This window comes from Acinetobacter sp. YH12129 (assembly GCF_013418685.1).
Classification (GTDB): domain Bacteria; phylum Pseudomonadota; class Gammaproteobacteria; order Pseudomonadales; family Moraxellaceae; genus Acinetobacter; species Acinetobacter amyesii.
Window position 1 is genome coordinate 1 of the sequence record NZ_VPBP01000008.1, and the last position, 26,163, is coordinate 26,163.

Annotated in this window: 19 protein-coding genes, 2 pseudogenes and 1 riboswitch; of the genes and pseudogenes, 6 read left to right on the forward strand and 15 right to left on the reverse strand. The window is 40.8% G+C overall.

The window, feature by feature from the left end; all coding sequences use genetic code 11:
- Together FTU65_RS05985 and FTU65_RS05990 are read left to right on the forward strand one after the other, a co-directional pair.
- Positions 1–115: pseudogene (locus FTU65_RS05985) on the forward strand (transposase); the annotation flags it as partial.
- Positions 115–1,455: a DUF4209 domain-containing protein gene (locus FTU65_RS05990; protein WP_180065080.1), complete on the forward strand. Its 1,341-nt coding sequence runs from the start codon at positions 115–117 to the stop codon at positions 1,453–1,455. The pseudogene FTU65_RS05985 and the gene FTU65_RS05990, both read left to right, overlap by 1 nt.
- Before the next feature lie 22 nt (positions 1,456–1,477).
- On the opposite strand, the gene uca is transcribed toward FTU65_RS05990, so the two are convergent.
- From uca to FTU65_RS06020, 6 genes are all read right to left on the reverse strand, one after another.
- Entirely contained in the window at positions 1,478–5,083 is a 3,606-nt protein-coding gene (gene uca / locus FTU65_RS05995) for an urea carboxylase (RefSeq protein WP_180011702.1), read from the reverse strand.
- A gap of 4 nt (positions 5,084–5,087) precedes the next feature.
- Positions 5,088–5,750: an urea amidolyase associated protein UAAP2 gene (locus FTU65_RS06000; protein ID WP_180011705.1), complete on the reverse strand. Its 663-nt coding sequence runs from the start codon at positions 5,748–5,750 to the stop codon at positions 5,088–5,090.
- 11 nt (positions 5,751–5,761) lie between these two features.
- On the reverse strand, positions 5,762–6,499 hold the full coding sequence (locus tag FTU65_RS06005) for an urea amidolyase associated protein UAAP1 (RefSeq protein WP_180011707.1): 738 nt from the start codon (positions 6,497–6,499) through the stop codon (positions 5,762–5,764).
- Between the two features lie 29 nt (positions 6,500–6,528).
- Positions 6,529–6,640: riboswitch (guanidine-I (ykkC/yxkD leader) on the reverse strand.
- 277 nt (positions 6,641–6,917) lie between these two features.
- Positions 6,918–8,606: a tetratricopeptide repeat protein gene (locus FTU65_RS06010; RefSeq protein ID WP_180003668.1), complete on the reverse strand. Its 1,689-nt coding sequence runs from the start codon at positions 8,604–8,606 to the stop codon at positions 6,918–6,920.
- A gap of 39 nt (positions 8,607–8,645) precedes the next feature.
- Complete coding sequence (locus FTU65_RS06015) at positions 8,646–9,893, reverse strand: NERD domain-containing protein (RefSeq protein WP_180003670.1); 1,248 nt, start codon at positions 9,891–9,893, stop codon at positions 8,646–8,648.
- Positions 9,894–10,069: 176 nt separating this feature from the next.
- Positions 10,070–10,963 carry a LysR substrate-binding domain-containing protein gene (locus tag FTU65_RS06020; RefSeq protein WP_078190935.1) on the reverse strand — a complete coding sequence of 298 codons (894 nt, stop codon included), beginning with the start codon at positions 10,961–10,963 and terminating at the stop codon, positions 10,070–10,072.
- A gap of 190 nt (positions 10,964–11,153) precedes the next feature.
- On the opposite strand from FTU65_RS06020, the gene FTU65_RS06025 reads away from it, so the two are divergent.
- Positions 11,154–11,855 carry an HAD family phosphatase gene (locus FTU65_RS06025; protein ID WP_180011709.1) on the forward strand — a complete coding sequence of 234 codons (702 nt, stop codon included), beginning with the start codon at positions 11,154–11,156 and terminating at the stop codon, positions 11,853–11,855.
- 89 nt (positions 11,856–11,944) lie between these two features.
- Here the strand turns inward: FTU65_RS06025 and FTU65_RS06030 are convergent, their stop codons facing one another.
- From FTU65_RS06030 to FTU65_RS06045, 4 genes are all read right to left on the reverse strand, one after another.
- A complete protein-coding gene (locus tag FTU65_RS06030) occupies positions 11,945–12,262 on the reverse strand; it encodes a hypothetical protein (protein WP_373683449.1) in 318 nt (105 codons plus the stop codon).
- 223 nt (positions 12,263–12,485) lie between these two features.
- On the reverse strand, positions 12,486–13,985 hold the full coding sequence (locus FTU65_RS06035; RefSeq protein ID WP_180008859.1) for a succinate CoA transferase: 1,500 nt from the start codon (positions 13,983–13,985) through the stop codon (positions 12,486–12,488).
- A 133-nt stretch (positions 13,986–14,118) separates the two neighbouring features.
- Complete coding sequence (locus FTU65_RS06040) at positions 14,119–15,288, reverse strand: thiolase family protein (RefSeq protein WP_180008861.1); 1,170 nt, start codon at positions 15,286–15,288, stop codon at positions 14,119–14,121.
- Between the two features lie 101 nt (positions 15,289–15,389).
- The gene (locus tag FTU65_RS06045; protein WP_180011711.1) at positions 15,390–17,168 is read right to left on the reverse strand and encodes an acyl-CoA dehydrogenase C-terminal domain-containing protein; all 1,779 of its coding nucleotides are present in this window, start codon (positions 17,166–17,168) and stop codon (positions 15,390–15,392) included.
- A gap of 605 nt (positions 17,169–17,773) precedes the next feature.
- On the opposite strand from FTU65_RS06045, the gene FTU65_RS06050 reads away from it, so the two are divergent.
- Positions 17,774–18,379 (forward strand): TetR/AcrR family transcriptional regulator, encoded by a 606-nt coding sequence (locus tag FTU65_RS06050; protein WP_078190941.1) that lies wholly within the window; start codon positions 17,774–17,776, stop codon positions 18,377–18,379.
- 68 nt (positions 18,380–18,447) lie between these two features.
- Here the strand turns inward: FTU65_RS06050 and FTU65_RS06055 are convergent, their stop codons facing one another.
- From FTU65_RS06055 to cysK, 5 genes and pseudogenes are all read right to left on the reverse strand, one after another.
- Positions 18,448–18,642 (reverse strand): heavy-metal-associated domain-containing protein, encoded by a 195-nt coding sequence (locus FTU65_RS06055; protein ID WP_180003680.1) that lies wholly within the window; start codon positions 18,640–18,642, stop codon positions 18,448–18,450.
- A 66-nt stretch (positions 18,643–18,708) separates the two neighbouring features.
- Complete coding sequence (cueR, locus tag FTU65_RS06060) at positions 18,709–19,128, reverse strand: Cu(I)-responsive transcriptional regulator (protein WP_168377524.1); 420 nt, start codon at positions 19,126–19,128, stop codon at positions 18,709–18,711.
- Between the two features lies 1 nt (position 19,129).
- Positions 19,130–21,568: a copper-translocating P-type ATPase gene (locus FTU65_RS06065; protein ID WP_373683450.1), complete on the reverse strand. Its 2,439-nt coding sequence runs from the start codon at positions 21,566–21,568 to the stop codon at positions 19,130–19,132.
- 24 nt (positions 21,569–21,592) lie between these two features.
- Positions 21,593–21,802 (reverse strand): annotated as a pseudogene (locus tag FTU65_RS16535) (heavy metal-associated domain-containing protein); the annotation flags it as partial.
- A 571-nt stretch (positions 21,803–22,373) separates the two neighbouring features.
- Positions 22,374–23,372 carry a cysteine synthase A gene (gene cysK / locus FTU65_RS06070; RefSeq protein WP_180011715.1) on the reverse strand — a complete coding sequence of 333 codons (999 nt, stop codon included), beginning with the start codon at positions 23,370–23,372 and terminating at the stop codon, positions 22,374–22,376.
- 282 nt (positions 23,373–23,654) lie between these two features.
- Here cysK and FTU65_RS06075 point away from each other — a divergent pair, with 282 nt between their 5' ends.
- The gene (locus tag FTU65_RS06075) at positions 23,655–23,972 is read left to right on the forward strand and encodes a helix-turn-helix transcriptional regulator (RefSeq protein WP_078193801.1); all 318 of its coding nucleotides are present in this window, start codon (positions 23,655–23,657) and stop codon (positions 23,970–23,972) included.
- 303 nt (positions 23,973–24,275) lie between these two features.
- Positions 24,276–26,012: a SulP family inorganic anion transporter gene (locus FTU65_RS06080; RefSeq protein WP_180065082.1), complete on the forward strand. Its 1,737-nt coding sequence runs from the start codon at positions 24,276–24,278 to the stop codon at positions 26,010–26,012.
- The last annotated feature ends 151 nt before the right edge of the window (positions 26,013–26,163 follow it).

Consider the following 26,163-nt stretch of genomic DNA (forward strand, 5'->3'; position numbering starts at 1 on the left):
GAAGCAGATGAAATATTATTGGCGAGATTTTCAAGTCATGACAGCTGATAAAATAGAGCAATGGGTGGAGAAAGTATCAAACCAATTCGGAAAAGAATACATGTTTACTTTTTAATGACAACTTATAGTCTGATAAAACGTGCTTATGTTATTGCTAGTTCCAAAAATCAAGAAAACTTAGTAAAAGAAATTATTGACCTAGCTATACAAATAGAATCTCAAATTGCTGAAGATGACTTATGTAGAACTTGGGGACTCTGCTTTGATCTTTTTATAGTAGGGAAAAGCAAATATTTAAATAAAACACTTAAACAGAAAATTATTGATGAGATGTTCGATCGATTAACTCGTCTAAAACAGTTAAGTGTGAGTGAAACGCCACTAAGAGGTACTGAACCTTATGTAAGCGAACAAGCCGTGAATTTTCTTTTAAGCTATTACCGAAGTATTGACGATCAATCTAAAATTACTGAAGTATTAGCTATATTTGCCGAAATTGTAAAGCTCAGAACTAAAAACAAAAATGTTCTACTCCAAGTTAGTGACTATGAGATTTTATATGGTCAATATATAAAAAATAGTAGGAAGGCCGAAGCATCTGTGATTATGGAAAAAATTCAAAGAATATCTCCTCAACAAACGCAACTCTTACAGAAAATATCTATTCCAGTCAGAATTCCTTACCATTTAATCGATCAGTTAATGATTCAACTCAAATCAGATAACTTGATAAAATGTTTGGACAATACACTTTTGTTTTTTATCCCTAAAAAACACCAAACTGAAAGCAATCTACAAAATAAAATAAGTGGCTCTTTTTTTCAGCAGTTGTTTTTTCAAAATAAAATTTACTTAGATCATAATGGAAGAAAGGTGGCGACTGTGAAGTCATTGGAAGAAGATCCAAATGGAAATCTATTTCAGCAACAGGCTGAAGATATTGCTGCTCCAACAATTTCCATTGCATTACATACAGCTATAAATCAATTAAAAGAAGATCATCTTAAAGATACAGATTCATTTTTAGATCATTTATATACTCTTCCTTTATTTACAGAAGACAATAAAGAAATCTTGAGATTGGGTATAGATGCATATTATAGAGAGGATGCAATCACATTTATACATTTAATAATTCCTCAAATTGAATTCCTAGTCAGGAAAATTTTAGTGAATTATATTGATGTTTTTGAATCCAATAATCATACAGGTGGATACAACTTAAAAACATTAGATCGATTATTAGCTAATGCTAAATTTATAGAAATTTTTGGAGATGATTTTTCATTTTATTGCAGAACTGTTCTTACGGACCAAAGAGGTTGGAATCTTAGAAATGATATTTGTCATGGAATAAGCACGAACAAGTTTACTCAAACATCATCTGATAGATTAATCCATATTTTATTATTAATTATTTATCAATATGATAAATATTTAAAAAAGACCGCCTAAGCGGTCTTTTTTTCCTATATCATCAAGCCACAGGCGCCAAGGTAAACAACACCTGCCCCGTTTTCACCGTCTGCCCTTTTTCAATGGTAATTTCAGAAACCTTCATACGTTCAGGCGCAATAATGGGGATCTCAATTTTCATCGCTTCAATCACAGCAAGTGTTGCACCTTCTTCAACAATATCACCTGACTTGCATTCAATTTTCCAAATACTGCCCGGCATGTGCGATTCCACTGCACAGCCACCATCAGGTATTTGAATATCGCTATCATCAGTTACAGCATCTAAACTTTCAGAAATATACTCTGCAAGCCCTGCTTCATGCCAACGGCGACGTTCTTCATCAAAATTGGCTTGTTGGACATATTTAAATGCTGAGATAGATTCGGCATTTTCAGTCAAAAAGTCATTGTATTCTTTTAGGTTCAGCACACCTTCTTCTACACGCAGTTTTAAGCGACCTGCTTTAAAGTCCTCACGCATTTGCATAAGTTCAGACTCAGAAACTTCATAAAACTTAATTTGATCAAAAAAGCGTAATAACCACGGCATACCTTGCTCAAAGTCAGGGTTTTTACGGTAACGAGACCACATTTGCGTAGTACGACCCACAAATTGATAGCCCCCCGGACCTTCCATCCCATAGACACACATATATGCACCGCCAATACCGACAGCATTTTCAGGTGTCCATGTCCGTGCAGGATTGTATTTCGTCGTCACTAAACGCTGGCGAGGATCAAGAGGTGTTGCCACAGGTGCGCCTAAATACACATCGCCCAAACCCATGACCAAATAACTCGCGTCATAAACCACATCTTTGACCGCTTGTTTGTCTTTTAAACCATTAATACGACGGATAAACTCAATATTGTCAGGACACCACGGTGCATCTGGACGCACGGTTTGCATATAGCGTTCCGTTGCCAATTGCGTTTGCGAATCTTCCCAAGCGAGTGGCAGATATACGGTACGTGATGGGACTTGCATTTCAGTCACATCAGGCAGTTCAGCTTCAGCGACTTGTAATAAACGCAGTAAATCAATTTGATTAAGTTTGATTGAATCAAAATGGATTTGTAGCGAACGTATTCCCGGTGTCAGGTCAATAATGCCGGCAATATTTTGCTTTTGAACCCATTGCATTAAGGCATGAATACGGAAACGTAAGTTCAGATCTAGCACCAACTCGCCATATTCCACCAACATGTAATTATTGCCAGCAGGACGATACACTACATCAGGCGCACCATTTTCACCTTTTAAGGTAGCGAGAACTGCATTTTTCAGTGTTGATAGCTCAGGATAGAACGACTCATCAAATGCCACCGCTTCTGTATCTAAAGCTTCTAATTGCACATGATATTTTTCATTTAAAAGTTTCGCTTGATGATAACTCACAGGTATAAATTTGACTTTGTCTCCTGCTTTCAATTGACCGAGTTTCCAAAGCTCAGAATTAATCACCACGGCAGGACAAACAAAGCCTCCTAAACTTGGACCATCTGGACCCAAGATAATCGGCATATCACCCGTGAAATCAATCGCACCAATCGCGTATGCATTGTCATGAATATTGGATGGATGCAGACCGGCTTCACCGCCATCCTCACGTGCCCATTCAGGTTTCGGACCAATCAAACGAATACCGGTACGGCTTGAGTTAAAGTGAATCTCAAAAGTATTGGCAAAGAAAGTATCAATGTCATTTTTGGTGAAGAAATCAGGCGCACCATGTGGGCCATACATCACCGCAATTTCCCATTCATGGCTAAATGACGGCACTTGTTCAGGCGCAAGCGCTGTCACTTGTACAGATGTAAATGCCGTGATTGGCAACATATCTCCAATCAATAAATTACGACCGGCATGACCACCAAACTGACCCAAGGTGAAGGTTGCTTGTGAGCCGAGATATTCAGGTACATTTAAACCGCCTTTAATACCAATATAGGTACGGCAACCTGTCGCAATTTTGCCACATTTGAGCACCTGACCTTTACGCACATTCACGGTTTGCCACATTGGCACAGACATACCATCAAGGGTTGATGGCATATCACCACCGGCAAGCACGATTTGACTGTCACAATGGAATTTTAAACTTGGCCCTTGTAGCGTACATTCCAAGCCTGCGGTATTAAATGTATTACCTAATAATTGGTTAGCCACATTTAAAGACAATGGATCAATCGCACCTGATGGAGGCACCCCGACATCCCAATAACCCAAACGACCTGTCACATCTTGCACAGAAGTTTGAATGCCTGATTGCAACACTTCAATTTTTTGGGTTTTCCACTCAAATGTATTTAAGAATCGTGTGGTTTGCGTACCAGCTTTAAATACATCGCAGTCGATAATATTTTGTAGATATTCAAGATTGGTTTCGATACCTGCAACCGATGTTTTGCCGAGTGTTTCGGTCATTGCAGCAATTGCCAAGTCTCGATCATCCGCTGTCACAATGATTTTCGCAATCATCGGGTCATAAAATGATGAGACATTTGAACCCGTTTCAACCCAAGTTTCATTACGTGCATTCGCATCAAAATCAACATGCGTTAAAAGCCCTGCACTCGGTTGGAAGTTTTTGATTGGGTCTTCAGCATATAAACGCACTTGAATTGAATGACCTTTCGATTCAAGTTGTTCTGTTGGGGCAATCCAATCGCCACTGCCTAAAGTAACCATCCATTCCACAAGATCTACACCAAAGACTTGCTCCGTCACGCCATGTTCAACTTGCAGGCGGGTATTCACTTCTAAGAAATAGAATTCTTGTGTGTCGGTATCCATCACAAATTCTACTGTGCCTGCCGAACGGTAATTCACCGACTGCATCAACCCAATCGCAACCGATTGAATATAGGCACGTTGATCATCATTGATATGCGGTGCTGGGGTTTCCTCAATCACTTTTTGGTTTCGGCGCTGCACCGAACAATCACGCTCACCGAGTGCTAAAACTAAGCCATTGCCATCACCAAAAATCTGCACTTCGATATGACGGGCATTTTGTACGAATTTTTCGAGGTACAAGCCTGCATCTTTAAAGTTGGCTTGGGCAAGATATGAAACCGTAGAATAAGCATCTTTCAACTCTTCTTCATTCCACACCAAACGCATACCAATACCGCCACCGCCTGCGGTACTTTTCAGCATCACAGGATAACCAATACGTTTAGCTTCCGTTAAGGCTTCGGCTTCATCTGCCAAAAGCTGACTGCCCGGAAGAAGTGGTACATTGGCTTGAATTGCAAGTTCACGTGCAATATGTTTTAAGCCAAATGATTTCATTTGTGCCGAATTTGGCCCTAAAAATACTATGCCTTGAGCTTCACAGAGATCACAAAATTCTGCATTTTCAGACAAGAAACCATAGCCCGGATGAATCGCTTCTGCACCTGTTTGTTTTGCGACTTCTAAAATTTTATCGACATTTAAATAGCTTTGGCTGGCAGGACTATCACCAATAAATACTGCTTCATCCGCCAAGGTCACATGCAAAGAATCACGGTCTGCTTCGGAATACACAGCAACAGATTGAATGCCTAATTTTTTGAGTGTACGGATCACTCGACACGCGATTGCACCACGGTTGGCAATGAGGACTTTATTGAACATGGTATTACTCCTCACCGTCACGGATGATCAATTGAATTTTTGTTGGGTTATAGGCATTACATGGGTTATTCAGTTGCGGACAATTGGAAATGAGGACAATGAGATCCATTTCAGCTTTAATTTCAACATATTTACCCGGTGCAGAAATACCGTCATCAAACTTTAGATGACCATCCGCAGTCACAGGTACATTCATAAAGAAGTTAATATTTGGACCGATGTGACGCACGTTTAGGCCGTGTTTTTTGGCAATTGGATGCTGAGACAGTGCAATCATGAAATTGTTACGGCAACTATGCATTGGATAATTGTCATGTGCATAACGAACCGTGTTACTTTCACATGAACAAGCACCGCCTAAAGTGTCATGGCGACCGCAATTATCATCATGAATGGTGGCAATTTTGTTGCCAAAGTTGGTGTATAAGGGTGTACCTTTTTCTAAATAGATTTGTTGATTAATCGCTAAGGTATCGGTTGCGCTATAACGCTCTTCAGGGTTTGATGTCGAGATAAAGAGCGTATCCACCGCTTGGTTGCCTTCTAAATCCACAATACGGAAATATTGTCCTTTTTTGACTTCGCACATCCATGCTTCACCGGCAGAACATACTTCGCTTAACACTGATTTTTCAGAATGTTGTGTTGGATTTACTAATGCAGTCATGATCATTCCCCTCAAGCCGTTAAAGCGTAATAGCGTTTATTATTTTGAAAAGCACGTTGATTTTGCGGACATGAATCTCGGCAAACGTCGCTATCGCCTAAAGGTAGTGCTTTAAACAGTGAAAGTTGAATATCTGCAGGTGCATACACTGTGCTGTTATCCAAGCCATGCGGTGCGGCAGATAGAAAGACTAAACAATCCATTTCAAAGCGAAGTTCAATAATTTGATTTGTATTGTTCGATGCAACATAACTTAAGTTGCCATTGTCATCAGGTTGAACTTTAGAGAATAAATTTAAGGTACTGCTCAGGTCGGTTGCAGATAAACCAAATTTGGTCATTTCAAGCAGCAAGCTATCCTTACCACTGCGGTACATATCGTTACGGGCATCTTGGAAAGTTTTTGAACCAAATTGTTGTTCGATTTGTTCTGCTGTACTTGGTGCACAAAAAGCATCATTCCAAGCGTGATCATCTTTCACAATAGAAACCATAGCACGACCTAAATCTGATGCCAAAATATGACCCGTACTTAAATATGCCGTATGCTGCCCTTTAAGGCTGTCTGGCATGTTGTAGCGCTCAAGCTTATCTTCACTATTTACACAGTACAGCGCCACATTGGCATTTTGCCCTAGCGATTTAAGCTGTAATACTGCCCCACGCTGAATACGCGCTGACCAGTGGTGTCCACCCGGTAAAAGTTCAGTCCATAGTGCTTTATCGTCATGATAATGTGTTGTGCTCATTGCAGCCTCTGCCTAATTCTTAACTGTTTACCTCCCGGGCTTTTATCCCTCCGTGCAGCTTTGCTTTGAATTAAAACGAAGCCGTGAACTCTCGGTCGCGGTCATACATAGAAATGTATCGGAACCCTAGATCACTTTATGATATAAGTAGAAAAGCAAAGGCTATGCCAAAACAGTAATACGATTTATATAACTGGTAATACTGCTAATTCGGGAAGTTTGGCAAAGAATCAAAAGAGGCCTGAAACTTTCAGGTGCAGAAAATGCGCTTTGCCTGCAAAATGCACCAAAATAAACAGATGCGCCAACAGGCAAACAGAAATGAAAAAAGCCCAGATAGCATCTGAGCGCTTATATATGGTAAGGAAACCGCTTATTCAGCTTGATCTTTCGGTGAGGAAGTCTTCAGTAATCCGCGTTATTTACGGTCTGCATCTTTGAACCGGTTGATCCATCTTACTGCAGGGGGAAATCCGCTTGCTGCGGCTTGACGGTAATAGCTTGCAGCCAGCGCCGGATTTTTTTCGACCCCCATGCCCTCATAATAGGTCATCGCTAATTCATGCTGCGCTTCTGGAACACGTTGAGCGGCTGCCGCTTCAAAATAAGCCAGCGCTAATTTATGACTAGCAAACAGACTGCTGTCAGATGCGTCCTTCGCAGCCGGTACATATTCACGTGAATAGAGCCAGCCTAACTTATAAATGGCATGGGCATTTCCTTGCGCAGCTGCTGCTTTAAATAGCTTTTCCGCTTCTGCATAATCTTGCTGCAAATATTTAAAACCTTCGGATCTAAATATCGCCAGCTTATACTGCGCCGATGCGCTTCCGCGCTGCGCTTGCTCGGTCAGCTTTTGTATGCCTGCTTCTGTATAATCTTCCTCAGTCAATTGATCCCTCGGCTGTGTCTTTACCCAGCGCTGAAAGGCTTCAGGCCCTATATTTTCTTCTGGATTGAACCAGCCGGGTATATCAATCGTGTGTCCAGAGAGCAGCGCGGCATAATTCATGGCGCGGCTGTCCCCTTTGCGCGCTGCGCTCTCAAACAGCGGAAGCGCTTTTGCTCTGCTGACCGCGTCATTTTGATCGAGATACAATCGGGCTAAACCAAACTCAGCCAAAGTAAAGCCTTGAGCGATAGAAGCCTGATACAGCTGCACTGCCTGCTGCAGGTCTGTTTTTACACCCAGCCCGGTTTCATATTTTTTAGCCATATTGAATTGGGCAGCCGGATGCTTTAATTTCAAAGCCAAAGCAAAATAATGATTAGCCAAATCACGATTTAAAGCTACCCGCGTAGCGGTATTTTCCAAGCGCTTTGAATCGGTTAAAGAGGATCTGTAATGCTTAATCGCCTTGTAATAACCCGGATCAAAATTTTTAGCTATGAACTCGCCGGAACCGTCATACAGCACAGCTAAATTATTCATCGCTTCAGGCAGCTGCTGTTTTGCAGCTTGCTCAAACCAATAGAGCGCCTGCTGTGAATTTTTTTCAGTTCCAAATCCGATCGCATACATATAGCCCAAATCATTTTGCGCTATGGCGCGGCCTTGCTTGGCGCGTTCCAAATTCCGCTGCAGCATTTGCGGCGCCTCTGTTTTAACTGCAGTCAGGTAATAGCCGAATGCAGAAGGCAAGTACATTTCAACGCCAATGCCTTGCTCAGACATTACCCCCAAGTTGTAGTGCGCATCTGAAAGGCCTGTTTGGGCAGCTTTGCCGAATAATTCATAGGCTTTTAAAGTATCCTTTTTTACCCCCATGCCGCGAAGATACATCTTGCCTAAATTATTTTGCGCTTTTGGATTGTTTTTTGCTGCGGCTGCATTGGTCCATTCATAGGCCTGACGCAGATCTTTTTGAACAAAATCTCCTTGCAGATACATTTGCCCCAGATTGACCTGTGATGGTGTATGGCCTTCTTTTGCCCATTGTGTCAGCTGGTTGATATAAGGCTTCTGTTTGCCGGATGGCGCATTTTTCAGCTCATCCATCGTCTGATCAAACTGCCCCTGTGAAGGCAAAGCATAGACCGCTGCCGGCGCGGCTAAAACCAGCATACTGATCGCAAGCGGAATGATTTTCTTTGAAAATATGTGCATTTTTAGTGATACATCCTGTAATTCAAATTTATGCAGGCTTTAGTAGCTCGAATCTCTTAAGCGTGAATCAAGGTCATCAGCCTGTATTTTTTCTTCCGCTGCGGCGGATGGCGTTCTCGCTTCTTCTGCGCGGGGCGCCGGATTTGCGCGTGTTTCAGCAATAACCGGCGGCGGATTCTGCTCTCCGCGCTTCGGCTGCAGTATTTGTTCTGCTGCCGGCTGCTGCTTCGGTTTTTGCACCGCAGGTTCGATCAATTGGACCGCTGGCGCGGGCCGTTCTGCTTCCGGCCGCTCAAGGCTTCTCGGGCGGTTTTCCCAAAAATCATCCTGCTGCTGTGTCCGCTTCGCCGGCTTTTCATCCGACCATTTCAGTTCTGCCTGAGGCTGGTCTGAGGATGCGTCCGTTTCTGCACGGCCCCGAGTGTCCGCGGTGCTTTGATGCAAAGTTTCACTGACAGCGCTTTCGGTTTTTTTGCTCATCATTTGGATGAAAATATTCCCGATTTTTTGCCATGCGGCTGGAATAAGCAGCAGTGATGCAAGAAACACTATCGGCCAAAATTTACTCAGCGCCGGCTGCCGGCTGCTGCGCGGGGGCTTTATTTGCGCCGGCCGCTTTTTCACCTGCAGCGGCGCTGCTGTATCCGGCACAGCTTTAGGCGTTAAATATGCATGCGCAACAGCATCAACCGGCGGTTTTGGCTGCCATTCATAGGGCATTAAGTTCATTTTGCCCATCAGTTCGGACACCCACTGCTGCTCTAAGCGGATACCAGCGCTTTTTTTAGCCGCAAAATATGCGCTGCAATGCGCGATATCCGTAATGCCCATCCACTTCCGGGTTTTTTCACTCAGCTGATCTTCGACATCTGTTAATGCCGTAAACACCGTGACGGCGCCGATATGCCCCAGTTCACAGCGGCTGAAAGCCGGTTCATTGCTTAAAAAATTCAGCAGGGAAAATTTATTATTGCGCAGCTGGCGGTAAGGGTTGAACTGATTGCCGCCTTTGACTTCAATCAATTCGTTATTATGATTCAGCAGCTTCCAAGGGCCGTTCTCACCGGCTGTCAGTGCGCCGGTATAGCTTTTAAAGTCGCCCACTATAATTGAAAAAGGGCTAAAACAGACAAAATCTACATCCTGCCCATTCCACATGGCGTTATAAACGATATAAATCCATTTTTCTGGACCATCCCAGTCCAGCTGCAGCTGTGATAAAAAATTCTGAAGCATGCGCTCTTCATGGGCATGATCGGCTTGATTCCCATAAAAGCAGTAAATCATAAACAGTGAACCCCTAAACCCCAAAAAGTAATAAATAATTGTAAAATGCAAAGCTAAAACAGCATCTTATTATGCATATTTCTTATAAATAAGAAAAGTTTAAATCAATACAGTAAATAAGCTTGCCTGCCTGCAGCCGGAGCGGAGTAGGCAGCAAACAGAATTCGCCGGCGCAGCTATTTCACTAAGATTTCATGGAACATATGACGCAGCCATTGATGGCTGGTTTTATGATGGCAGGACATATGCCAATATTGCTTCACGCCATAGGTTGGAAATGCAATCGGTGCGTCAAATATTTTTAAGTTGCCGCGCGAAAGCAATACTTCACTCAAGTAGTACGGCACAGTAGCAATCGCATCAGTGTCTTGCACAACCAAGCCCACACCTAAATAACTAGGTAATCGCATCAAAATATCACGTTTTAAATCAAGGTTAAGCAACTCATTTTCAATATGGTAGTGCCCCATCCCAGCATCAATATCAATATGCGACTCTGATAAATATTGCTCAGTTGTAATGGTGTCACCCGTTAATCGTGGATGATCCTTAGCTGCAATCACCACATAATATTGCTCAAACAGTTTTTGCTGATAAAAGCCGCTTTCCAAATGCGGTAAAAACCCCAGTGCTAAATCAATTTCACCATTCGCCATCTGATAACTGGTTTCAGTGGTAATCGGGCGTACATTCAGACGTATTTGTGGCGCGTGTTTTTTTAGATATTGGCTGATTTTGGGCAATAAAACCAAATGCGAAACATCGGTCATGGCCAAAGTAAATTGTTGATCTGAAATGGCTTGATCAAAATTAATCGTAAAATTATTAATAGCTTCGACTTTACTCAAGGCTTCGCTGACTAAAGGAAATAATTGACGCGATAACTCCGTAGGCACCATTTCATTGCCGATACGTAAAAATAAGGGGTCGTTATAATGCTGTCGTATTTTATTTAAAATATTACTGACTGTAGGCTGACTCATCTGCAAGTGTTCAGCAGCTTGCGACACATTTTTGTACTTATAAACATGAAAAAAAATGCTAAGAAGTTTACAGTCCAATTCAAACACGAAAGATTTAGTCCCTAATTAAATATTGCAAGTTATGCTGTGCATCATCTGCTGAATTATACAAAAAGCCAATAACGAAATATTACTTTTATTGCAGATGAAACGCCAGTTTAGCCTGCTCAGTTGCATTTGGCTTTTCAACACTCCAATCAGTCCGCATAATAGATACAGCTCGAATTTGGATATAAACATGCTTCAAGGAAAAAAACTGGTTTGTTTTGATTTAGATGGCACACTTATTGACTCTGTTGGCGTGTGGAATCAGGTCGACGCAGATTTGATTCAACAGTTAACTGGACAAACCATCCAACTGGGTTTAATTCAACGTGAACGTGACATTCAGCTGCAATTATTTAAAAACACACCAGACCCTTACTTAATGTACTGTAACTATCTAAAAGATACTTATAATATTGAACAACACACAGCAGATCAAATCAAACAGCAACGATATGCCATTTCACAGCATTTTTTAGAACATATCATCTTGCTTAAACCACATGCAGCATTATTTGTTCAACAGCTCATTCAGCAAGGCATTCAAGTGGCAATTACCACCACGACTAGCCTGCAAAATATTTATCGATATCAAAAAAATATCAACATTTATCCAAAGCTGCATTTTGAAAATAGCTTTGATCTGATCCTGACCCGTGAAAATGTCAAAAATATTAAGCCGCATCCAGAAGTCTATTTACTGGCGATTCAACATTTTGCCGTTCAACCTGAAGAATGTTTAATTTTTGAAGATTCACTCATTGGTGTAGAAGCCGCAAATGCCGCAGGTATTGAAGTGGTTGCCGTGTATGATGCATATTCAGAACACGAAATTGAGCAAATCAAAAATAAAGCGGATTATTTTATCCATGATTTCTCTTCGGTTTTGAACTAAGTTAAAGCAAAAAACATTCGCTTTAAAGTTAAAAAAGCAGCCCAATTTAGAGGCTGCTTTTGATATTTTTGCATCAATAGATAATTGATCTATTTTACTTTTTTATAAATGGATCCAGACCCGACTAAATTTCCTGTTTTTTCGTCAATTGCAAATTCAACAGCACCTGTACCAGAGTTTACAGCGAGTAAACCAGATTCAGCCACAGATGCAGGTACTGGATTTTTCTTTTCAGATTTACCACTTTGTTTATCTTTTAAAGTATTGGTAATGAAATAGTTTTCACCATTTTTACTAATAATCAGCGCATTTTCAAGTTGCGGATCTACTGCGGTATTTTGCCATGTTCCTGCATAATCGGGCGCTGGGCTTTGTTTACATGCAGTGAGGAGAGCTGCGAGCAACATCGCAGAAAATAATTGAATCTTTTTCAAAATACTGACCTTCTTTGTCAATGAATTTTGCATTATAGAAAGCCTTAAATCGAACTTAAGAGCGTTCGTGTTGTGCAAAAGTTGCAAACCAAGTCCTGCTGTTTTTCTTTTGTCATGTTTTGAAACATTTGTAGTCTTTCATAATAAATAAGCCCACTTGATCGTGGGCTTATTTAAATATTTTCAATCTTTAGATTTATACGATTTGACGCATTGAACCTGTTTCTTCAAAAGTGGCATGCCAAGACAAGGCCTCTTTTAAAATATGCGGCGTTTGACCACCACGCTCACATGCACGTTCAAAGTAGCTCAACAATGCTGCGCGATAATCTGGATGCGCACAGATTTCAATGACTTTACGTGCACGCTCACGTGGTGAAAGACCACGTAAATCTGCCAAGCCCTGCTCTGTAACCACGATATCAACGTCATGGTCAGTATGGTCGGTATGACTCACCATTGGGACTACAGATGAAATCGCACCGCCTTTTGCAATCGACTTGGTTACGAAAATGGCAATGTGCGCATGACGAGTAAAGTCTCCAGAACCACCAATACCATTCATCATTTTGGTACCCGTCACATGGGTCGAATTTACGTTTCCGTAAATATCAAACTCAAGCGCCGTATTAATCGCGATAATGCCTAAACGTCGAATGATTTCAGGGTTATTGGATAGCTCTTGTGGACGTAACACAATTTTGTCTTTGTACTGATCAAAATTGTTCATCACGCGCTGTGCGCAAGGCTCAGACAACGTCATTGAACAGCCTGAAGCAAATTTCATTTTTCCAGAATCAATTAGCTGGAAAGTACAGTCTTGTAGTACTTCTGAATACATTTCCAAATCATGAAAATTAGAATGCTCAAAACCTGCGAATACAGCATTGGCAATCGAACCCACACCTGACTGTAGCGGGCCTAAATTTTCAGGCAAACGCCCTGCTGCCACTTCACCTTCAAAGAAATCAATCAGGTGCTGAGCAATCGCTAGGGTTTCAGCATCAGGTTCATCCATTTTAAACTGGGTATCTGGCAGATCATTCAACACAATAGCTGAAATCTTATCGGGGCTGACATTGATCCCAATTGTACCAATACGTTCACCGACCTGAGTCAGTGGAATTGGCCCACGGTTTGGTCGCGCTTTCGGAACATATATATCATGTACACCTTCGAGCACTGGGTTAATCGTGTTATCAATTTCAATAATTACATGATCTGCCATTTCAATGAAATTTGCTGAGTTACCACATGAACCTGTCGGAATAATTTGACCATCTTCGGTAATTGCAGTCGCTGCAATAACTGCCACATTAATGCGCGGTAAATTATGATGACGAATATTATCGGCCATTTCAGACAAGTGTTGGTCAATATACATGACCTCGCCAGCGTTGATGGCTTTACGTAAACCTGGATCTGCCTGATACGGATAACGACGTTCTATCGCATGTGCCGCATTGAGACGACCATCGATACTATTTCCTAAACTAGCACCCGTTGCCAAAGTGATACGAAGAGGATGTGAAACTGCATGATCTGCAAGCGCCAAAGGAACCGTCTTTGCCTCACCTGCACCACCAAAACCACTTAAACCAACCACTGAACCATCTTGAATTAACTCAATCGCTTTTTCAGCAGACATCACTTTGTCGCGAAGGGAGAGTAAGCGAATGCGATCTAAACCATTCATAATTAAATCTCAAAAAATAAATATCTCAAAATAAACATCTTTTTTCGCCATCCCAGCGAACTGAGATAGCGTTTGTTATTGCTTATCTAAAAACGTACTTATCTAAAAGCTTACTTATATAAATTGAGGCAAATTAAATCAGTTCAACCGCAATTGCAGTTGCTTCACCGCCACCAATACACAGTGCTGCGACACCTTTTTTACCGCCAGTGCGTTTTAAGGCATGAATCAGCGTCACAATAATACGTGAACCTGATGAACCTAGTGGGTGACCAAGTGAGCAAGCACCACCATGAATGTTCACTTTTGCTTCATCTAAGTTAAATCCATCAATCGCCAGCATTGTAACCATAGCAAATGCTTCATTGACTTCCCACAGGTCAACCTCTTGTGCATCCCAACCCGCTTGTGCAAGCACTTTCTCAATAGCACCGACTGGAGCAATCGTGAACTCTGACGGATGCTGTGAATTTGTGGCATAAGCAACGACTTTTGCTAGTGGTTTTAAACCACGTGCTTGAGCCGTTTCTTCTGATGTAACCACCAAAGCAGATGCACCGTCAGAAATTGAGCTGGCATTGGCAGCTGTGATCGTGCCGTCTTTTTTGAATGCAGGACGCAGTGTTGGGATTTTTTCAGGCTTAGCACTTAATGGCTGTTCATCTGTGTCAACAACGACGTCACCTTTACGGCTTTTAACAGTAACTGGCACGATTTCATTTTTGAAGAAACCGCCTTGAATCGCGGCAACGGCTTTATTGAGTGAGTTGATGGCAAAAGCATCTTGCTGTTCACGGGTATAGCCTTTTTTATCTGCCATATCTTGTGCCAGAATACCCATCGATAAACCTGTCTCAGCATCTTCTAAGCCTTCTTGGAACATGTGATCTGTGGTTTTACCATGACCCATACGATAGCCTGAACGCGCTTTTTCAAGTAAATATGGCGCATTTGACATCGACTCCATACCACCAGCAACCACAATATTAGCAGAACCGGCTTTAATCGCATCAGCTGCTTGCATCACCGCCTTCATGCCTGAACCACAAATTTTATTAATCGTGGTGGCACCCGTTGTATCTGGTAAGCCTGCTTGACGCATCGCTTGGCGTGCAGGACCTTGTTTAAGACCAGCCGGTAATACACAGCCAAAAATAACTTCGTCAATATCTGTAGGTTCTAAACCTGCACGTGCAACAACAGCCTGAATCGCTGCAGCACCTAAGTCTGGGGCTGTACAAGATGAAAGTGAACCCTGAAAACCACCCATCGCTGTACGTACGCCATCTACAATTACAATCATTTCTTATTTCATCCTGTTTTAAATCTTTTAACCCCAAGGAACCATGACTGGTTCCTCAGATTTTCCATCTTAATGTTTTTCACAGTGGTTTCGATGAAACCTTAAGATTGAGCGGTGAAGTATTCTTCAGATAGCTGCATGATAAGTTCAGAACCTGCTTTAATGCGTTGAGCACGGGCAGCAAGGTCAGGTAGAACTTTCTCAACATAGAAATCTGCGAGTACCAGTTTGTTTTGGAAGAAGCTCTCTGGTTTTGCAGCAGCAGCTTTGCTAATACGCGCAAACATATACACAAAGCTGAGTAAACCAACAGCGTGCAGGTAATCGACTGCCACCGAACTGCTAAAGTCTGGGGTGGTCTTAGATTGTTCAATAATGAATTGCGTTAATGCTTCAACTTCGTCAGAAACTTGCAATGCTGCAGATTTAACTTTTGAATCAGCCATGGTTGCAGCAAAGTCACGAATTTCAGCAATGTATTCGGCAATAAATGCACCATTACATTTCGTGGTTTTGCGTCCAATTAAATCAATCGCTTGTACGCCATTTGTGCCTTCGTAAATCTGTGAAATACGTAAGTCACGAATGCATTGCTCCATACCCCATTCACGGATATAGCCATGACCACCAAAGCACATTTGCGCTTCTAAAGTAGCTTGTAGGGCTGTATCTGTTAGGTAGGCTTTTGCAATAGGTGTCAATAAAGCCACGCGGTCATTGGCTTTTTTCACAGCAGCTTCATCAGTTGAATATTTTGTAATATCCAGTTGCTGACCAACATACACAGCAAATGCACGAGATGCTTCGTTGTTGGCGCGTACATTCAACAACATACGACGTACATCACCATGTACCAAAATAGAGTCTGCTGGTTTTTCAGGAGATTTCACACCTGTCGCAGAACGACCTTGTAGACGATCAGTCGCATACTGTGCAGCATTTTGGTAAGCAAATTCTGCAGCACCAATCCCTTGGATACCCATCGATAAACGTTCATAGTTCATCATGACAAACATCGCCGCAAGACCTTCGTTTTCTTTACCAACGATATAACCTTTGGCGCCATCAAAGTTCATGACACACGTTGCAGAACCTTTAATACCCATCTTGTGTTCAATTGAACCCGCTGAAACAGCATTGCGTTCACCGACTGAGCCATCGGCATTGACATGGAATTTTGGAACGATAAACAATGAAATACCACGTGAACCCGCAGGTGCATTTGGCGTTTTTGCTAACACAAGATGGATGATGTTTTCACACAGATCATGTTCACCACTGGTGATGAAAATTTTCGTGCCTGTAATGTTAAATGAACCATCTTCATTCGGCTCTGCTTTGGTTTTAATGATCCCCAAATCAGTCCCTGAATGTGGTTCAGTTAAACACATAGTGCCTGACCATTCACCCGTATAAAATTTTGGAAGATAGGTTTCTTTTTGCTCTTGCGAAGCACGGTCATTAATCGCCATACCTGCACCCACAGTCAGTAGTGGATACAACATAAATGATGGATTGGTACTCCAAATCATTTCGTCAGCAAGTACCGTCAACATTTTCGGCATGTTTTGGCCGCCCCATTCTTCAGAAGCGCCTAAACCAACCCAACCACCTTCGGCGAATTGTTTAAAAGCGTCTTTAAACCCTGTAGGCGTAGTAACAACACCATTACTAAACTGCGCACCACCTTCTTCATCGGCTGTACGGTTCAAGTCTAGAATAACGTTTTTAGAAAACTTAGCCATTTCTTCTAAAATAGCATTTGCAGTCGCCATATCAATATGAGCTAAGTTTTCATTTGACTGCCAGAACTCATCTGCATTGAATACATCATTTAAGATGAAGTCCATGTCCTTTAACGGCGCATTGTATATTGGCATTGTACTTTCCTTTTCTACAGGCTTTGTCAGCGTCTTTGACAAAGTACTTTTTTAAAGTTGCACGCTCCCGCACAAAATCATCAAATCAATTTTGTGTGGATTTTTTAAAGATCTGTTTTTTCAGATAGATATCTAAAAAGAATATAGATAATGTGTTTTTACCGACAAGTGAAAAATAACCACCTGATATTTTGAGCAGCATTATTTTATTACACTTAAATAAATTTATTGAGTTGACTAAATTTATAATTGGTAATTGATTAAAACCAAACATAATAGTACCCATAATCATGTTTAATTTAGGTTGTATTAATAACATAACAACCAAGACCGTTTTGTTAAATGCTGCTTTTGTTGTAAAAGCGAAAAGACAATAAATTAAAAAAAATAAAAATGGAATTTTATTTCAAAAAAATGACCTCAAGGGTTCAGTTTTATTGACATTAATTTTATGCTATGAATTCTATATGCTTTACGCACTCTACTAATGTGTTTATTTTTAAACCAATTTATGTAATATTTGAGACCATAGTGGAATGTAAGATTCACAAGATTTAGCTTAAGCTAGGCTTGTTCACCCTCAAGCTGTTTATGGAACAGGTATCATGAGTTCAGTACGCCAACAAAATTTTATCCTTCGCAAGGAAAAAATTTTAGCCATGGCAGAAACCCTGCTATTAGATAATAATCAAGACATCACCTTAAGTGAGTTAGCTTGTGAACTAGATATTGCCAAAGGCACGATTTATAAACATTTTAAAAGTAAAAACCAATTATATTTAGAACTGATTATCTTAAATGAAAAACGATTATTAGAAATTTCAAAAAAATATAATCATGATATTAAAACTTATGTTTCACAATATATGCTTTATAATATGTTGAATTCTAATAGAACTATATTATTACATGTCATTGAAGAACGCTTAACTAATAATGAACGTAAATTAAAAGAGTTATTTGAAGAGCTCTATCGTGTTCGTGAAGAACGTATTATTGAAATTAAGGATATGACCAGTGATTATTTAAAATCACTTGAAAGCGCAATGTCGATTCGTGATTATTTATCCTATATTTGGACGGTCACTTATGGTGCGTCCCTACTCCTCAATTCAACGCATTATCAAAAATCAATCGGTTCACGTGAACGTTTAATCAAGCTATATATTAATCAGGCGCTGATGACGCCAGATAAAATTTCAGCCGTATAAAATTGATTTATAAATAAAAAAATCCGAACAATTGTTCGGCTTTTTTTATACATTAGACAATATCTAAGTTATGCAATCACAGGTGGGAAACCATCTTCGGTTAAAGCGCTAATCAATTGCTCTGCACTGGCACTGGATTCAACCTCAACTAATTTAGTGGCTACATCAATAGTGACCGTTGCATTTTCATCTAAGTCTTTAATCGTTGCTGTCACGCTACGTGCGCAACCACCACATGTCATATTATCAATACGAAATTTCATGCTGTTCATCCTTCTTTTCTAATAACAACACTATAAACCTTGCCACGATTGTAAGGTCAAGCGGGTTTAAATCTTTGCTGTATGGCAGCACTCAGCCATGCCCGTTTCGATTTGATTTAAAATCGTACAATCGGCTTGATCATTACCGGCACAGCCATCGACGGACTGTTGCAAGATCTCAACCATGGCCTGTAAGTCTGCGATTTTTTGATTTAAGGTCTGGATATGTTTTAACGCCAATGATTTAACTTCAACACTTTGCCGACTTTGATTTTTCCAAAGTCCAAGTAAATCTTTCATTTGTTCAGAAGAAAAACCTAAATCACGTGCATGTCTCAAGAAACTCAAGGTTTTAATATCGGCTTCCGAGTAAATTCGATAGCCTGCATCGGTGCGCTGCGCATTATTTAACAGCCCAATCGATTCATAATAGCGGATCATTTTTGCAGAAATGCCCGATGCTTTCGCTGCTTGTCCAATATTCATCTCAAGACTCCTGAAAAACTGGCCCTTTAAATGCTTTTAAACGTAAGGCATTCGACACAACAAACACCGATGAAAGTGCCATTGCACCTGCTGCGAACATAGGTGAAAGTAGTATGCCAAAGAATGGATATAACACACCTGTAGCGACAGGAATCAATGCTGCATTGTAAATAAATGCCCAAAATAGGTTTTGGCGAATATTATTCATCGTCGCTGTGCTCAGTGCGATTGCTGTCGGCACCATTTGTAAATTACCCGACATAAGCACAACGTCCGCGGCCTCTATCGCCACATCTGTCCCTGTACCAATCGCCATGCCCACATCTGCTTGCGCAAGTGCAGGCGCATCATTAATACCATCGCCAACAAAACATACAACACCATGTTCTTTTTGCAACTGTTGTACAGATTGCACTTTTTGATCTGGCATCACTTCAGCAATCACATGATCAATTTTCAACTGTCGTGCTATGGCAGTGGCAGTGTGTCGGTTGTCGCCTGTAATCATGGCCACTTTCAGCCCTAAATCATGCAAAGCTTGAATGGCTGCGAAGGTTGTGGCTTTGATCGGGTCGGCTACAGCAACAATGGCAGCAAGCTGTTGATCGATCGATACATATAGCGGGGTTTTCCCTTCATTGCCCATGCGTTCTGCCAGTGCTGAAAAGATTTGTGTTTCTAAACCAAGTTTATGCATCAAATGATCTGCACCAATATAAATGCTTTGTCCTTCAACAACCGCCTGAATCCCAGCACCAGTCACGGAATCAAACTGTTCAACTTCTAAAAGTTGCACTTGCATCTCTTTCGCAGCTTGTACAATGGCATAGGCAATCGGATGTTCAGATTTCTGCTCTACAGAGGCCAATAACTGAAATACGCGATCTTTATCAAAAGCTTCAGTGACTTCAAAATCTGTCAGTTTCGGTTTACCTTCCGTCAATGTCCCTGTTTTATCGACTGCAACCACTTGCGTATTTTTGAGTTGTTGTAAGGCTTCACCTTTACGGAACAATACTCCAAGCTCTGCACCTCGCCCTGTACCGACCATGATAGATGTTGGCGTTGCCAAACCCATTGCACATGGACATGCGATGATCAGTACTGCTACAGCATTGACTAAGGCATAGGTTAAACTCGGTTCAGGTCCAACTACATACCAAACTAAAAAGGTGATCAACGCCAACGCCATTACCACCGGTACAAACCATAACGTGACTTTATCCACCAAAGCTTGAATCGGTAATTTTGAACCCTGAGCCTGTTCGACCATATGGATAATTTGTGCCAAAACAGAATCTTGACCTACCGCAGTGGCTTGTATTTTCAATGCCCCATTTTGGTTAATCGTTCCACCGACAACTTGATCACCGGCTTTTTTCTCGACAGGAATTGGCTCGCCACTGATCATGGATTCATCAATATAACTGTTCCCAGACACTACAGCACCATCGACTGGGCAACGTTCACCAGGCCGTATTTCAATCAACATACCTGTTTCAACATCACTAATCGGCAAATCTATATAGCTACTAGATTGCTCAACACGTGCTGTTTTGGGTTGCATGCCGACTAAGTATTGAATAGCTTGCGAGGTTTTACCTTTGGCTTTCGCCTCCATAAAACGACCCAAAAGAATCAACGCCACAATTACTGCGGCTGCTTCAAAGTACACATGAACGGTACCTTGCGGTAATAATTGCGGAGCAAACGTGGCAACACAAGAAAAACTATAAGCAGATAAAGTCCCGACTGCGACCAAAGAATTCATATCTGGGGCAAGTCGCGCAAGTGCTGGTATGCCATGCTGATAAAAGCGTTTTCCGGGTAGGATTAACACCAAAGTGGTTAATATAAACTGAATATACCAACTATTTTGTGTCCCTAAATTATGTGCAATAAAATGATGAAAAGCTGGAATCATGTGTGATCCCATCTCCAAGATAAAAACAGGAACAGCGAGTACCAATGCGATGATTAAATCACGTTTGAGTAACCGAGCTTCGTCGGCTTTTTTTTCTGCCATTGTCGGTTGTTGCTGCGTAGCAATGCTAGCACTGTATCCCGCTTTTTTAACTGCCGCGATCAATTCTTGTGTTTTTGAAGCGGGAGCCTGAACAAAGGCTTTTTCACTGGCTAAATTTACCGTTGCTTTATTGACACCGTCTACAGCGTTTAAGGCTTTTTCAACCCGTGCCACACATGAAGCACAGGTCATTCCATCAATATTTAATTCAATATTGGGCTGTGCAATATGAAAACCTGCTTTTTCTACAGACTTCGCCAATGCAGAATTTTCAACAATTGCCAATGCCGTAATCGTGGCTTTTTCAGTTGCCAAATTCACTTTTGCATCGATGACTTCTGGAACTATCTTTAAGGCTTTTTCAACACGTGCAACACACGATGCGCAAGTCATTCCTTCAATTTCAAGTTCAATCTGCTTTTGTGCAACGCCAAAACCTGCCTTTTCAACGGCCTGAATTACAGCAGAATAATCCACATTTTTATCACTCTGAACATGTGCTGTTTCAGTGGCTAAATTCACTTGAGCATCAGTGATGCCATCGACTTTTTTTAAGGCTTTTTCCACCCGTGCCACACAAGAAGCACAGGTCATCCCTTCAATAGCAAGTGTGCCATCAAAAAGTTTGCGTTCTGTCGAATCTGTCATGGCAAAATCCCAATCATATGTGCTTGTTTTAGGCTATAGCTTAAACTTTACCACAATGGGAAGGTCAAGTTTTTCTGACTCACAGCAAGGCTTTTCTTTAAGGTATAAAGAATTGCGAAGATTTAAAAACATAATCAATAATATTGAATAATGATTATTCAATTAGTTTGTTTTTCTGATATTAAAACCACACATTTCCTCATTATTCAGTAAGATAGAGATTCGTGACCACCAAACGAATTACTCTCTTTCGTATGTACAAACTGTCGAACATTTGCTTTAACTGCGCATATTTATGTGCTTTTTTATTTTTAATTTTAAGTTGGAGTCTAGATCATATTGATGTTTGGCTCACTCAAGTGGTTATCCCTGCTGTCACGATATGCATACTCTTAGGCTTCCTGTTTAAATACATCGCTCGAAAGTTAGGACATGAACCACCTAAAAGAAAAATTAAACAACAAAATGCCAAAAACGATGATCAAGACGCGGCTTAAGACAAGTATAAATAACAAAATCATCAATAAAAAAGCCCATTCAAATGAACGGGCTTTTTTTCATGTCAGACCTATTAGTCAGCACTAATATCTTCAAATAAAACTGACGAAAGATAACGTTCACCACCATCCGGTAAAATGACCACAATAGTTTTGCCTGCATTCTCAGGACGCGCAGCAAGTTTTGCCGCCGCAGCCATAGCAGCACCGCTAGAGATACCCACTAAAATACCGTCATGAGTAGCCGTTTTACGTGCCCATTCGATCGCTTCAGCACTTTCAATACCGATCACTTCATCAACAAGGTCTAGATCCAAGTTACCCGGAATAAAGTTAGCGCCAATTCCCTGAATTTTGTGTGGCCCAGGAGTCAGTGTTTCGCCTTTTTTCGCTTGGGCAATAATCGGAGATTCAGCCGGTTCAACCGCAACAGAATAAAGTGGCTGATTTTTCACTTTTTCAAAATAGCTTGAAATGCCTGAAATCGTACCGCCTGTACCTACACCTGAAACTAAAATATCCACTTTACCACCGGTCGCTTCCCAAATTTCTGGGCCAGTGGTCAATTCATGAATTTTAGGGTTTGCAGGGTTTTCAAACTGTTGTGGTAAATAATACGTTTCAGGATGTTCGGCAACGAGGCGCTGTGCTTCTTCGACCGCACCTCTCATGCCTTTAGCAGGTTCAGTCAATACGAGATTTGCACCAAAAGACTTCAACACCTTACGGCGTTCGATACTCATACTTGCTGGCATGGTTAATGTAATTGCATAACCTTTCGCTGCTGCAACAAATGCTAAAGCAATCCCTGTATTACCACTTGTAGGTTCTACAATATGCATACCCGGTTTTAATAAGCCTTTTTCTTCTGCATCTGCAATGAGAGCTGCACCTACACGACATTTCACTGAAAATGCTGGGTTACGGCTTTCAACTTTAGCCAAGACCGTTGCTTCTGACTGAATCGCACGATTAATACGAACTAAAGGTGTATTACCAATCGCTTCAGCGTTATTACTATATACTGCGATACCTAAATTACTCGTTGCTGGAAAAGCTGAATCTGTTGTCATGACTATTTATCCCTTGTGTATTTATTGAATACGATCTTTAGATGATACAATTATTTTCAAAGTGTGCATGATGTTTTAAGCTAATGTCTTATATTTATGTGCATTTTGTGAAAGCTTGCACTAAAATCAAGCAATAAATTTAACTGATTAACTAAATTTAAACTTATAAAAATTAATGATATTTGATTTCATAAAAAACCATAGAAATTGTCTTATTTATTCAATGTATTAAGCCGTGATATCCGTATACTTGAGCTGTTGTTAATCGTATGGACATATCCAATGAATACCGATCTGGAAATCACTACTATGCGTGATTCTGCCGAATTAGTCGTGGGCGTTTTAAAGTCGCTGGCAAATACGGATCGTCTACTAATTTTATGTCATCTAGCACAGCAAGAATTGAATGTGTCTCAGATTGAAGAAATCACTGATATTAAACAGCCAACCCTCTCACAACAACTGATGATGTTACGCAAAAGTGATGTTGTGACCACGCGTCGTGATGGAAAGCAAATTTATTATTCAATTAAAGATGCAAATTTAGTTCAAGTTCTCAATACTCTTTACCAATTGTATTGCAACCAATCTTATAAATAACACTCAGTTATTTTAAAATTTCAAGCCAGACATGCTGTTCTTGCACCACTATAGATGAATTATCGCAATGGGCAGCAATTCAATATCTCAATTTACCCTCCAAACTTCTTCAAAATATCTATATTTATATCGAATATCCAAAGCTTTAAATCAGCTCATACTTTTCATTAATTCATTTAAAATGATGGCTTCTTAAATATCCCCTTAAATTTCCTGCAATGTTGTACGCTCAAAATTTATTGCACAAGACTTCTTAGCATTTTTTATGCATAATATATATGAAATTGTGATTTAGATAAGTTTATGTCAGATTTAAAACCTCATTTCTTACAGAAATTTCCTGCTTGGCAGTGGTTACAGCACTACAGCACTGTGAAATTTAAATCTGATGTACTTGCTTCGCTAATCGTGATTGCCATGTTAGTCCCTCAAGGTATGGCGTATTCCATGCTGGCAGGTTTACCCCCAATCATGGGTTTATATGCCAGTATTTTACCTATGATTGTCTACGCCCTCATTGGTGGAAGTTCAACCTTATCTATAGGCCCTGTGGCAATCATTTCGATGATGACCTTCGCCACGCTCAATCCGCTATTTGAAGTTGGTTCGCCTGTTTATATTGAAGCCGCTACACTTTTGGCCTTAATGGTCGGGCTGATTTCTCTGCTGCTAGGTGTACTACGTTTTGGTTTTTTAATTCAGCTGATCAGTCATCCTGTCATTAAAAGCTTCATTATTGCCTCGGCTCTGCTCATTGCGCTCGGTCAGTTTAAGTTTCTTGTCGATGTCCCGCTAAAAGCCAACAACATCCCTGAGTTTGTTTTAAGTCTGTGGGAATACCTGAGTTTAACTCACTTTGCTTCACTCATCTTTGGTGTGCTGGCCATACTGTTTTTAATCTATGTACCAAAAATGTTGGCCACTCAATCGATCCAATCTCGATTCGGCTCTACTGCCTTTCTAAGTAAAGCACTTCCATTGATACTAGTGGTGATCTCAATTGCATCGGTGATGTTATTTGACCTGCAAAATGTCGGCATTAAAACCGTCGGTGAAATTCCTTCAGGATTTCCACCCTTAAGCTTTCCACATTGGAACTGGGAACTGGTACAAACCTTACTGCCCGGTGCAACAATGATTGCCATGATCAGTTTTGTTGAGTCACTGTCTATTGCCCAAGCCACTGCCTTACAACAACGCAGCCAACTCAATAGTAACCAAGAGTTGATCGCTTTAGGTTTAGCCAATCTAAGCGCTGGGGTTAGCTCTGCCTTTCCAGTGACGGGTAGCTTATCTCGTACAGTGGTTAACGCAGATGCAGGTGCAAAAACACCGATGGCTGGCGTGTTGTCGTCATTGCTGATTATCGTTGTCAGTCTCTACTTCACTGGTTTTTTCCAAGACTTACCTTTAGTGATCTTGGCGGCCACGATTATTGTTTCCATTTGGAAATTAGTCGACTTTAAACCTTTTGTGGATACATGGCGTTATTCAAAAGCTGACGGGATTGCGATGTGGGTGACCTTTTTCGGTGTGGTGTGTATCGATATTTCTACAGGTCTCATTATTGGCATCATTTCTACTTTTATTCTGTTGTTATGGCGCATCAGTCGTCCACACATTGCGGTGATCGGTTTGGTTGAGGGCACACAGCATTTCCGTAATGTACAGCGCCATCATGTCTATACCGCACCACATATTCTCTCGCTCCGTATAGATGAAAATATCTCGTTTTTAAATGCCAATACGCTTAAAGGTTTCCTGATCAATGAAGTCAGTCAAAATATTGACCTAGAGCATGTTGTTATCAATTGCTCAAGCGTCAGTTCAATTGACTTAAGTGCCTTAGAAATGTTGGAAGAGTTAAATGCTGAATTATCAAAATTAGATATTCGACTGCATTTTTCTGAAGTCAAAGGTCCTGTCATGGATAAATTGCAGCACTCAAAATTACTCACTCATTTGAGTGGTCAAATTTTTCTCACCCATTATCAAGCCATGACAGAGCTTGCTACAGCCAGTTCTGAATACCAAATTTAAAGGTGTATTCGCTCACTGTTTAATCAAACCAAATTTGATAAACAGTGAGTTTTGAAAGGCTTACATTTTAATACACAAAAATAGATTATAAAAAACAAAGATTTATTTTTAAATAAAATTATTTTATAAGCATTCTATATTTTCGTATAAA

Excerpts from the sequence above, each read along its gene's own strand:
- FTU65_RS05990 (WP_180065080.1), top strand. The coding sequence starts at position 115 with ATGACAACTTATAGTCTGATAAAACGTGCTTATGTTATTGCTAGTTCC.
- uca (WP_180011702.1), bottom strand. The coding sequence starts at position 5,083 with ATGTTCAATAAAGTCCTCATTGCCAACCGTGGTGCAATCGCGTGTCGA.
- FTU65_RS06000 (WP_180011705.1), bottom strand. The coding sequence starts at position 5,750 with ATGACTGCATTAGTAAATCCAACACAACATTCTGAAAAATCAGTGTTA.
- FTU65_RS06005 (WP_180011707.1), bottom strand. The coding sequence starts at position 6,499 with ATGAGCACAACACATTATCATGACGATAAAGCACTATGGACTGAACTT.
- FTU65_RS06010 (WP_180003668.1), bottom strand. The coding sequence starts at position 8,606 with ATGCACATATTTTCAAAGAAAATCATTCCGCTTGCGATCAGTATGCTG.
- FTU65_RS06015 (WP_180003670.1), bottom strand. The coding sequence starts at position 9,893 with ATGATTTACTGCTTTTATGGGAATCAAGCCGATCATGCCCATGAAGAG.
- FTU65_RS06025 (WP_180011709.1), top strand. The coding sequence starts at position 11,154 with ATGCTTCAAGGAAAAAAACTGGTTTGTTTTGATTTAGATGGCACACTT.
- FTU65_RS06030 (WP_373683449.1), bottom strand. The coding sequence starts at position 12,262 with ATGTTGCTCGCAGCTCTCCTCACTGCATGTAAACAAAGCCCAGCGCCC.
- FTU65_RS06035 (WP_180008859.1), bottom strand. The coding sequence starts at position 13,985 with ATGAATGGTTTAGATCGCATTCGCTTACTCTCCCTTCGCGACAAAGTG.
- FTU65_RS06040 (WP_180008861.1), bottom strand. The coding sequence starts at position 15,288 with ATGATTGTAATTGTAGATGGCGTACGTACAGCGATGGGTGGTTTTCAG.
- FTU65_RS06045 (WP_180011711.1), bottom strand. The coding sequence starts at position 17,168 with ATGCCAATATACAATGCGCCGTTAAAGGACATGGACTTCATCTTAAAT.
- FTU65_RS06050 (WP_078190941.1), top strand. The coding sequence starts at position 17,774 with ATGAGTTCAGTACGCCAACAAAATTTTATCCTTCGCAAGGAAAAAATT.
- FTU65_RS06055 (WP_180003680.1), bottom strand. The coding sequence starts at position 18,642 with ATGAAATTTCGTATTGATAATATGACATGTGGTGGTTGCGCACGTAGC.
- cueR (WP_168377524.1), bottom strand. The coding sequence starts at position 19,128 with ATGAATATTGGACAAGCAGCGAAAGCATCGGGCATTTCTGCAAAAATG.
- cysK (WP_180011715.1), bottom strand. The coding sequence starts at position 23,372 with ATGACAACAGATTCAGCTTTTCCAGCAACGAGTAATTTAGGTATCGCA.
- FTU65_RS06075 (WP_078193801.1), top strand. The coding sequence starts at position 23,655 with ATGAATACCGATCTGGAAATCACTACTATGCGTGATTCTGCCGAATTA.
- FTU65_RS06080 (WP_180065082.1), top strand. The coding sequence starts at position 24,276 with ATGTCAGATTTAAAACCTCATTTCTTACAGAAATTTCCTGCTTGGCAG.